The organism is uncultured Hymenobacter sp. (assembly GCF_964242765.1).
In the GTDB taxonomy this organism is placed as follows: Bacteria; Bacteroidota; Bacteroidia; order Cytophagales; family Hymenobacteraceae; genus Hymenobacter.
On record NZ_CAXTBM010000025.1, the window covers coordinates 68,088 to 77,770 of the forward strand.

At 58.0% G+C, this 9,683-nt stretch carries 8 protein-coding genes; 3 read left to right on the forward strand and 5 right to left on the reverse strand.

Annotation, left to right across the window (positions count from 1 at the left end):
- Positions 1 to 204: 204 nt before the first annotated feature.
- From ACFE7X_RS12480 to ACFE7X_RS12490, 3 genes are read right to left on the reverse strand one after another with little or no spacing between them, the layout of a single operon-like run.
- Entirely contained in the window at positions 205 to 1,287 is a 1,083-nt protein-coding gene (locus tag ACFE7X_RS12480; protein WP_375436004.1) for a glycoside hydrolase family protein, read from the reverse strand.
- Positions 1,288 to 2,514 (reverse strand): oligogalacturonate lyase family protein, encoded by a 1,227-nt coding sequence (locus ACFE7X_RS12485; protein WP_375436005.1) that lies wholly within the window; start codon positions 2,512 to 2,514, stop codon positions 1,288 to 1,290.
- Positions 2,515 to 2,541: 27 nt separating this feature from the next.
- Complete coding sequence (locus ACFE7X_RS12490) at positions 2,542 to 3,369, reverse strand: polysaccharide deacetylase family protein (protein ID WP_375436006.1); 828 nt, start codon at positions 3,367 to 3,369, stop codon at positions 2,542 to 2,544.
- 341 nt (positions 3,370 to 3,710) lie between these two features.
- Between ACFE7X_RS12490 and gndA the strand changes: the two genes are divergently transcribed.
- The 3 genes from gndA to pgl are packed head-to-tail and all read left to right on the forward strand — an operon-like array spanning position 3,711 to position 7,498.
- A complete protein-coding gene (gene gndA, locus ACFE7X_RS12495; RefSeq protein WP_375436007.1) occupies positions 3,711 to 5,210 on the forward strand; it encodes an NADP-dependent phosphogluconate dehydrogenase in 1,500 nt (499 codons plus the stop codon).
- Between the two features lie 36 nt (positions 5,211 to 5,246).
- Positions 5,247 to 6,764 carry a glucose-6-phosphate dehydrogenase gene (zwf, locus tag ACFE7X_RS12500; RefSeq protein WP_375436008.1) on the forward strand — a complete coding sequence of 506 codons (1,518 nt, stop codon included), beginning with the start codon at positions 5,247 to 5,249 and terminating at the stop codon, positions 6,762 to 6,764.
- Positions 6,764 to 7,498, forward strand: a complete 735-nt coding sequence (pgl, locus tag ACFE7X_RS12505) for a 6-phosphogluconolactonase (protein WP_375436009.1) — start codon at positions 6,764 to 6,766, stop codon at positions 7,496 to 7,498. The genes zwf and pgl overlap by 1 nt, the downstream gene beginning before the upstream one ends.
- Positions 7,499 to 7,598: 100 nt before the next feature.
- Here pgl and rpiA read toward each other — a convergent pair whose 3' ends face one another.
- Both rpiA and ACFE7X_RS12515 read right to left on the reverse strand, forming a co-directional pair.
- Positions 7,599 to 8,348 (reverse strand): ribose-5-phosphate isomerase RpiA, encoded by a 750-nt coding sequence (gene rpiA / locus ACFE7X_RS12510; RefSeq protein WP_375436010.1) that lies wholly within the window; start codon positions 8,346 to 8,348, stop codon positions 7,599 to 7,601.
- Between the two features lie 43 nt (positions 8,349 to 8,391).
- A partial coding sequence (locus ACFE7X_RS12515) for a beta-N-acetylhexosaminidase (protein ID WP_375436011.1) occupies positions 8,392 to 9,683 on the reverse strand: 1,292 nt, incomplete at its 5' end.

Below are 9,683 nucleotides of genomic sequence, written 5' to 3' on the forward strand. Positions count from 1 at the left end.
GGAAGGACAGACGCTAACCGACCCACAGCGCCAGCCGGTGCCCTGCCGCTTGCTTGTTGTGAGCCGGTGCAAAGAAGCAGTAAAAATGCTTCGGCAAGCTCGGCAGGACAGCTGCGTTGGCAACGCCAACTTAGCACGCCAGATGCTTCGGCTTCGTTGCCCTCCGCGGACGCTAGAGCAAGCAAGGCGGCCTAGTAAGCAGCTCTAAGTAATCTTGAATACAAACGCGGAAGCCGTCATGCTTTTGCCGCCTTGCGAGGCACCGAACAGGTACTCCGGCTTGCCGTTGCGCATGAGTAACTGTGGGCGTTCGAGCCGGCCGTAGCGCTTGAGGTTGGCGGGGGCGGGTGACTCCTGCACGCCGTACTCGCGCAAAGGCAAAAAAGCCACTTTCGGAAACGTCCACTCCTTGCCGTCCTTGGATTCCAGATACAGCCCTACTTCGTGGTTGTAGACGCCCATGTCGCGGGCCAGCATCTTGAAACGGTCCTGCTCGCGCCACACAAAGGCATCCTCGAACTGCTTGTTGTTGCCTTGCTTCGAGAAGTCGATGACCGGGTTGCCGGCGTATTTCACGTAGGGACCTTCTAGCTGCTCGGCCACGGCCAAGCCGTACTTGCGGTTGCCCCGGATGGTGGGGTCTTTGGCCGTGAGGTAGTCCTGCGTGTTCCACGACTTGTAGTACAGCCAATACTGCCCGTTGGGGTGCTTGATGAAAGCCGGATTGGTGGTGCAATGGTCATCCCAGGCGCCCGTTTCGCCGGCTTCGAGTAGGGGTTGGTCGGGGCGCTGCCAGGGGCCGTTGAGCGAGTCGGCCGTGGCCAGGCCGATGCGCTTGGTGTCGGTTTTGCCGTTGGAGTTGCCCATGAAAAACAGGCAGTACTTGCCATCCACAAACTGAATGCTCGGGTTGTGGCACGTGGTGGCATCCCAGTAGCCCGGCCCGCGCGGCGCCAGCACCGTTTCCAGGTACTGAAACGGGCCCGTGGGCGAATCGGCCACGGCGTGCGCAATTTCCGAGCTGTTGATCCAGCCGCCCATGCCTTTGACCTTGGGCCAGCGCGAGAAGAATACGTGCACCTTGCCATCGGGCCCGTAAATCGGCGAGTTGCACCACACGTACCAATCGGGCAGTTCCAGGGCCCGCCCCACGGGCTTCAGGTGCTTGCTGAATTTCGACAAGCTGTGCTTCGGCAAGTCGAGCAGCCGACCCGCCGAGTAGCCCGCTGCGGTCCGCGCAAACGGGGCCAGCACCAGCCCCGCTAAAAAAGCCCTCCGACTCAACATCTACAAAGAGGCTTTAACAATTTCCACCGCATAGATCTGGCTTTTGCCCTCGAAGTTGGCGCGGAAAATAATCCACTTCTCGTCGGGCGAAAAGTGCACGTTTGGCTCCAGGGCGTACTCGTGCTGCTTCATGTTCACCAGCTTCTCCGACTTAAACTTGTTGCCCTCGGGCCGGAACAAATAGATCCACTTGCCATCGGGCGCCTTGGCCACGGCGGTTTCGTTGCCCCCGTCGCCGGCAAATAGCTTTTGGTTGGGCGAAACCGTGTAGTGCACCGACCATTCGTTGCGCTCTAATTGGTACTGCTTTTCCTGGCCCGACTTGAGGTCGGTGCCGGTTACGTAGAAGGTGGCACCGCGCGGGAGTTGCTGGTCGAACCAGATGGTTTTGCCGTCGGGAGCGAAGAATTCGTGGCCGGCAATTTCCATGTCCATCGTGCGCTTGTGCACCAGCTTCACGTCCTTGGTCTTGGTGTCGATGGTCCAGATGCGGTCCACTTTGTGCCAGGGCCCTTCGTGGCAAAACATGAGCAACTGCGGATCGGCGGGCGAAAACTGCACATGGTTTAACCAGGCTTTGTCGCTGAAGAGCTTGGTGATAGCGCCGTTTTGCACGTTCACGGTGAAGAGCGTACGCGGCAGCTTGGCTTCGTATATGCGGTTGAAGTAGTCGCTCTTGGCCGGGTACTGCTTGAAGATAACTTTTTCCTCGTCCGTCGACCAAGCGCCGCCAAGCAGCGTTTCGTCGGCGTTGAGCGTGGTGATGGAGGCTTTGAAATCGGCGGGGAACACGAAAACCAGCCGGGTCTTTTTGGTATCAACGTGCGTGGCGTACACACTGTCGCCGGTCTGGTAAAACACCTCCCGCCGCTTGGGAGCCAGAATTTCCCCGCTCACCGCAGCAAAGGCGCGGGTTAGCGGCTCGCTCTGCCGGGTCTTCAGGTTCACCACGTACAGCTGCTTGCCTTGCGGGCTTTTGTGGTAGTACACCATCTTGTCGCCTTCCTTGCCCAACTGCTTCACGAAGGGGTTATTGTGAAAGTAGAAGCTCTCATTCTCCCCCGACAGGTCACTCAAGCGCACAATTTTATGGCCGGTTGCTTGGTCTATCCATTCGGCGGCGGCCATGGGCTTCTGCGAGCCGGTAGCAAGGGTTTTCTGGGCCTGCGCACTCATTCCAAGCAACACAAGGCCGCTTAGCAAGGTTAGGGAACGGGTTGCTTTCATGGGCGGGAAGGGGAAGGTGGTTGATGGTTATTTCAGGTGCTCGTAGTTTGGCGGCAGGGTTTGCAGCGCCCGCGGCACGTTCACGTACCGAGTTAAGTCGCGCAGGGCAATAACCTGGTAGTGGTTGTCGTGCAGATACTTCAGATACTCCTCGAACAGTGCCGGCGGAGTCGTCACCCACTCGTGGGCATTGTCGGGTACACCGTGCACCGTGAGCACCACGATTTTGCCGTTGCGGGCTTGCTGCACTACGGCCTTGATATCGAGCTTATCGGCAATGGCGGTGCTGAAACTCGGAATCAGGAACGGATGGTCGGTGGCGGGGTCGTAGGCACGGCGGCCCCCGGCGCGGGCAAACTGGTAGCCTTGGGCCTGCAGCACCGGCAGCGAAGTAAGGTGCGTGTCGTAGCCGGGGTACGCGAAGGTGGTGGGCTTGGGAATCCGGTAGGTGGCGCAGCGCTTTTCTATCGAGTCTAGCTCGGCCTTGAATTGGGCGGCCGTCAGCTTGTTTACGTGCCGGTGCGTGAGCGTGTGGCTGGCCACCTCGAAGCCCGCCTGGTGCAGCTGCGCTATCTGCGGCCAGCTCATGTACTTGGTTTTGTCGGCGAAGTCGGGCGGAAACTCGCACACGAAGAACGTGCCGCCGAAGCCGTACTTCTTGAGCAGTGGCGCCACCACCGTGGCGTGGCTCACGACGCCATCATCGAAGGTGAGCACCACCAGCTTATCGGGAATGGGCTGCCGGAGCACCTGCGCGCGGGCATCGGGCGCTAATGCCAACCACCACGCTACCATCAGCCAGAAAACTCCTTGGAAAGTTCGCGCCACTGCTACCGAAATGAAGATGGAAGACACTACAAGAAAGCACGGTAGCAGCCCCGAACCCTCCTGTACTCTTCGGTAGGTGGCGGGGCAACTTGCCGGTCGCGCATAACCCCAACGAATGCTAGCCTGCATCCGAGTTGAAGGCAAGTGCAGGCCAGCCAAGGCGGAAACACTTGCTACGTCCACCGTCCGGTGGATTTACACGTTAAGAGCTCAATTAGCCGCTTAATCCATCCCTTCTTAAACAATGAAGGTATCTTAACGGTAGAAGTCAGTTCAATCAAAGAAAAGGACTGTACCTTTTCGGCGCTCTTACCGCCTTTCTACTTCCACACAACCAGGGCTAGTCCCGAAACCAAACCCGTAAAACGATGAGCGAATCGCCAACCAAATACTCCTTTGGCATGATCGGCCTGGGAACGATGGGTCGCAACCTCCTGCTGAACATAGCTGACCACGGGTTTGCCGTGGCTGGCTACGATAAAAGTTTAAAACAAGTAGACCTATTAACCGAGGAAGGCGAGGGTAAGTCCGTAGAGGGCTTTTCCGACCCGGAGGCATTCGTGCAAAGCATTGCTACTCCGCGCGCTATCATGATGCTGGTGCCCGCGGGCCCCATCGTGGACGCCGTAATTGTGGAGATGCAGCAGTATCTAAGCCCCGGCGACATCCTTATCGACGGCGGCAATTCGCACTTCACCGACACCGAACGCCGCGCTACTTCCCTGGAAAAGCTCGGCCTGCACTTCTTCGGCATGGGCGTATCGGGGGGTGAGGAAGGAGCCCGCTTCGGCCCGAGCATGATGCCCGGCGGCGACCGGGAAGCCTACAAGGTGATGCAGCCCGTGTTCGAAGCCATTGCCGCCAAAGCCGATGGCGCGCCCTGCGTGGCTTACATGGGTCCGGGCGCGGCGGGCCACTACGTGAAAATGGTGCACAACGGCATCGAGTACGGCTTGATGGAGCTGATTGCCGAAACCTACGGCGTACTCAAAAATGGCCTCGGCATGGACAACGAAGCCATCCGCGAGACCTTTACGAAGTGGAACGAGGGCCGGCTCCAGTGCTACCTACTCGACATCACCAAGGATATTTTCGCCTACAAAGCTCCCGACACCGACCACCTACTGCTCGACGATATCCGCGACGAGGCCCGTTCCAAAGGTACCGGCAAGTGGACCTCGCAATCGGCCATGGACGTAGCATTGCCCATCCCAACCATCGACAACGCCGTGTCGATGCGTGACCTGTCGAAGTTCAAGGCACTACGTGAACAACTGGCGACTCTGTACCTTCCTGTTGCCTCGCCACTTTCCGGCGACAAAGAGGAGTTGCTTCGCCAACTAGAAGAAGCACTCTATTTCAGCATGGTGGTCACGTATGCGCAGGGCATGCACCTGCTAGCTAGTGCGTCGAAAGACCTAAAATATGATTTGCAGCTGGCTACCATTGCCAAAATCTGGCGTGGCGGCTGCATCATCCGGTCGGTGTTCTTGAATGATATTTTCAATGCCTTCGAGCAAAACAAGGACTTGGAGCACTTGCTGCTCGATCCAAACGTGCAAAAACAAGTAACGAGCGTGCTGCCCGGTGCCCGCACTGTAGTTGGGGCCGCCGTAGCGGCGGGTATGGCGGTGCCGGCCTTTTCGGCTTCGCTGAGCTACTTCGAGGCATTGCGGACTGCCCGTCTGCCTTCGAATTTGATTCAGGCGCAGCGCGACTATTTCGGGGCGCACACTTATGAGTTGATTGGACACGAGGGCGTTTTCCATACGCAGTGGACGCCCAAGCACGAAGATGCGACCTTCAAAAAGGGCGCGCAGGTGGAAGAGGAGCCCCAAAGCCAGCAGCCGGTAATCCCAAACAAGTAGCCCTCCTTCCATCTGTTATCGGTTAAGTAAACAGGCATGAATACCAACGAGAAAATCCAGCCGACCATTTTCATCATCTTTGGCGGCACCGGCGACCTGAACGCGCGCAAGCTGGCCCCGGCGCTTTATAATTTGTATCTGGAAGGCTGGCTGCCCACGCAATTCTCCATCATCGGTACGGGGCGCACCAAGCTGCAAGACGAGGAGTTTCGGGCCAATCTGCTGAAAGATATCAACCAGTTTTCGCGCAGCGGCAAGGTGAAGCCCGAGCAGTGGGACATCTTTTCGAAAAGCTTGTTCTACCAGGCTTCCGATTTGAACGACGCGGAAACCTACAAGGAATTCGGTGTTCGTATTCAACAGCACGAAACCGACTGGCACACCCGCGCCAACGTCATCTACTACCTGGCGGTGGCGCCGAATTTCTTTCCCATCATTGCCGAAAACCTGGCCAAGAGCAAGCTCACTAAGGATGCGGAACGCACCCGCATTGTGATTGAGAAGCCGTTTGGGCACGATTTGGAGTCGGCGAAGGCGCTGAACCAGTTGTTAACGCGCATCTTCAACGAGCGGCAGATTTATCGCATCGACCATTACTTGGGCAAGGAAACCGTGCAGAATATCATGGCCTTCCGGTTTGCCAACTCCATTCTGGAGCCTGTCTGGAACCGCGGCCACATCGACCACGTGCAGATTTCGGTGACCGAGCAGCTCGGCGCTGGTGAGCGGGCCGGCTACTACGACGGCTCGGGCGCCCTGCGCGACATGATTCAGAACCACCTGCTGCAACTGTTGTGCATCGTGGCCATGGAGCCGCCCATCAGCTTCAACGCCGAGGAAGTGCGCAACCGCAAAGTGGACGTGCTGCGGGCCATGCGCCGATTTTCGCCCGAAGATGTGCGCCTTTCCACGGTGCGCGGGCAGTACGGCAGCGGCTGGATTGAAGGCAAGGAAGTGCCCGGCTACCGCGAAGAGCTAGGCTCGGAATCCAACACCGAAACCTTTGCCGCCGTGAAGTTTTTCGTGGACAACTGGCGCTGGGAAGGCGTACCGTTTTATTTGCGCACCGGCAAGCGAATGCACCAGTCGGCTTCGGTGATTACCATTCAGTTCAAGGACGTACCGCACTTCATGTTCCCGGCTTCGGCAGCCGACAACATCAGCCACAACCGTCTCATCATCAGCATTCAGCCTGAAATGAGCATCCGGCTGCAAGTGCAAGCCAAGCGCCCCGGCCTGGATATGGTGCTGAATACCGTGGACATGGTGTTCGACTACAAAGGCACCTACACCAACCAAGCCCCGGAAGCCTACGAAACCCTGCTCCTCGACACCATGCTCGGCGACCAAACGCTGTTCATGCGCGGCGACCAAGTGGAAGAGGCCTGGGACCTGATTATGCCTATTCTGAACACTTGGCAAGGCCGCAAGAGCCTTAATTTCCCCAATTACTCGGCCGATTCGTGGGGTCCGGAAACGGCGGAAGCCCTCATTGCCCGCGAAGGTTTCCATTGGTTTACGCTCCCCGTCAACAACAAGAAAAAACCGGCCTAATGAAGCTTCACATTTCTCCGGCCACCACCGAGGTGCTGCATGAACTGGCCGATTACTTCGTGGCCACGGCCAGGGAGGCCATTGCCGCGCGCGGACGTTTTTCGGTGGCCCTTTCGGGCGGCAGTTCCCCCAAGAAGTTCTATGAGTTGCTGGCTTCCGATGCGTTTAAAGGCCAATTGGACTGGACCAAGGTGTATTTCTTCTTCGGCGATGAGCGCAACGTCCCGCACGCCGACCCGCAGAGCAACTATCTGATGGCGAAAACGGCCTTATTTGAGCCTCTGCACATTGCCGCGGCCCAGACTTTTCCGGTGGACACCAGCCTCCCTCCTGCTCAGGCCGCAGAAGCGTACACAACCGCCATCAACCAGCATTTCAGTGGCGAGCAAGCCCGCTTCGATTTGGTACTGCTCGGTTTAGGTGACAATTCGCACACCGCCTCTTTATTCCCGCACACGTCCGTGCTGAGCGACAAAACAGCTAGTGCGCAAGATGTGTACGTGGAGGAATTGAAAGCGCATCGTATCACCCTCACCGCGCCGCTAATCAATCAGGCCCGCGCCATTGCGTTTCTGGTTTTCGGCGAAGACAAAGCCGCTGCGGTACGCCACATTCTGGAAGACAAGGAGGACATCGGCAACTTCCCCGCCCAACTCATTGCTCCCCCTGACGGCGAACTGCACTGGTTTCTTGACACCGCGGCAGCTTCCAAACTAGAGCAGCAGGTTACCTGAGCTTCACATCATCCCTCAGAAAAGAGCACGTCCTGCTGCGCTTAGCGCAGCAGGACGTGCTCTTTTTATCGTCTGGACTACCTGTTCCTAGACTTGAGGACTAAGGCAGCTCCGTGAAGTCGGTGGCAGGCTGCGGCGCGGAACCGGGCCGCAGCACCTGCGCCTGCCCGCCGCGGACGACTAGGGCGGCGCGGGCTAAGCCCAGGAACAAGCCGTGCTCCACAAGGCCCGGAATAGTTTCCAGTTGCCTTGCCAGTTCGGTGGGGTTAGGCAAGTGGTTGAAGTGGCAATCAACCAGCAGATTTCCTTGGTCGGAATGGGCGTATTTGTTTGGGTCATTCTTGTCCATCCGAACCACTGGGTTTCCTCCGAGGTCCGCCACGGCGTCCAGCACCCAAGGCAGCGCAAACGAAACCACTTCCAGCGGCAGCGGAAACTGGCCGAGCTGGGCCACTGCTTTCGAGGAATCGGCAATGACGAGCATGTAATCGGAAGCCGTAGCCAGCACTTTTTCCCGCAGCAAAGCGCCGCCGCCGCCTTTTATCAGGTTTAGCTGCGGGTCCAGCTCGTCGGCACCGTCCACGGTCAGGTCGAAGCGCAGGCCCCGGTGGGGTTCCACCAACGGAATACCGAGCTGGCGGGCTAGGGTTTCACTGGCTACTGAGGTGGCAGTGGCTTGAATCCGCAGCTTACCGGCTTTCACCACTTCGCCGAGTAGCCTGATGAAGTGCGCGGCCGTACTGCCAGTACCTAACCCGACAAGCATTCCGTCTCGCACCCATTGCAAGGCCGCCTGAGCCGCCAACTGCTTTTCCTGATCTAATAGCTCTTTGTCTTTTGTGGGTATCATAGGGGGAGTGTTGCAAAAGGATAGAGCCTGCACTCCTTTAACGCTAGTTGACAAGCAGTTGGGCTGGGGGACTTTTGCGGCCGTTCGGCGCAACGGTTACCGCCCGAACGGTAATTTGCCGGTTTAGGGGTACGGCCAGCGGCTTCGTGTAGAGTTCGGTGGTTTCGTCGGGCATCTTTCCGTCTAGCGTGTAGCGAATCTGCGAGCCTGGCACTAGGGTACGAAGCGTGAGTACGGCTTGGTTGCCCTGCTTGACGACGTTGGTGCTGTCCAAGCCCAGTGGCTCGGGCACCCGGTAGTTGATCTTCTTGGCATCTAGGCGGGCAAACTGCTGTCCCATGCGTGGCAAGAAGGCATCGTAGCTTTTCAGGGCGGCGGGCGTCCAGGCTACTTCGGCGGCGGCCAGAAAGCGGGGGAATAGCATGTATTCCGCTTTTTCTGGGGTCGTAATGTATTCGGTCCACATATTGGCCCCCACTCCCAAAATATGCTTTTGCTGCTCGGGCGTAAGTTCTTTGGGCAAGGGATTGTAGGAATACACTTTCGCCAAGGGCAAGTAGCCACCAATCATGAGCGGCTCGTACGGGCTGTGCGGCTGCGGATTCTGACCATAGTCCAGGTAGAGGTTGGTGGTGGGCGTCATCACTACGTCGTGGCCGTGCTGGGCGGCCTCGATGCCGCCTTTCTCGCCGCGCCAACTCATTACCGCAGCGCTTGGCGCGATGCCGCCTTCCAGGATTTCATCCCAGCCAATGAGCTTTTTGCCTTTGCTCTGCAAGAAATTCTCGATGCGGCGGTTGAACCAGCCTTGCACTTTTTCCACGTCAGTATAGCCTTCGCGCTTCATGATTTCTTGCACCGCTGCGCTTTCCTTCCAGCGGGCTTTGGGCGCCTCGTCGCCGCCAATGTGGACGTACTTGCCCGGAAACAAGGCGCTTACTTCGGTCAGCACGTCCTCAAAGAAGCGGAACGTGGGCTCGGTGGGGCAAACAATGTCTTCGTTGACGCCCCACTTCGTCCAGGTTTCGTACGGGCCGGGCTTGCACGCCAGCTCGGGGTAAGCCGCCAAGATGGCCACCGAGTGACCGGGCATCTCTATTTCGGGCACAATGGTGACATAGCGCTTTTGGGCGTAGGCCACCACCTCCTTGATTTGCTCTTGCGTGTAAAACCCGCCGTAGGGCGTGCCATCATACTTGAACTCCGCCGGACTTTTCAGTTGTTGCTGGGCGCCGAGTAGCGTTTCCTTGCGGAAGGCACTGATCTGCGTCAGCTTGGGATATTTCTTGATTTCAATGCGCCAGCCCTGGTCGTCGGTCAGGTGCCAGTGGAAGG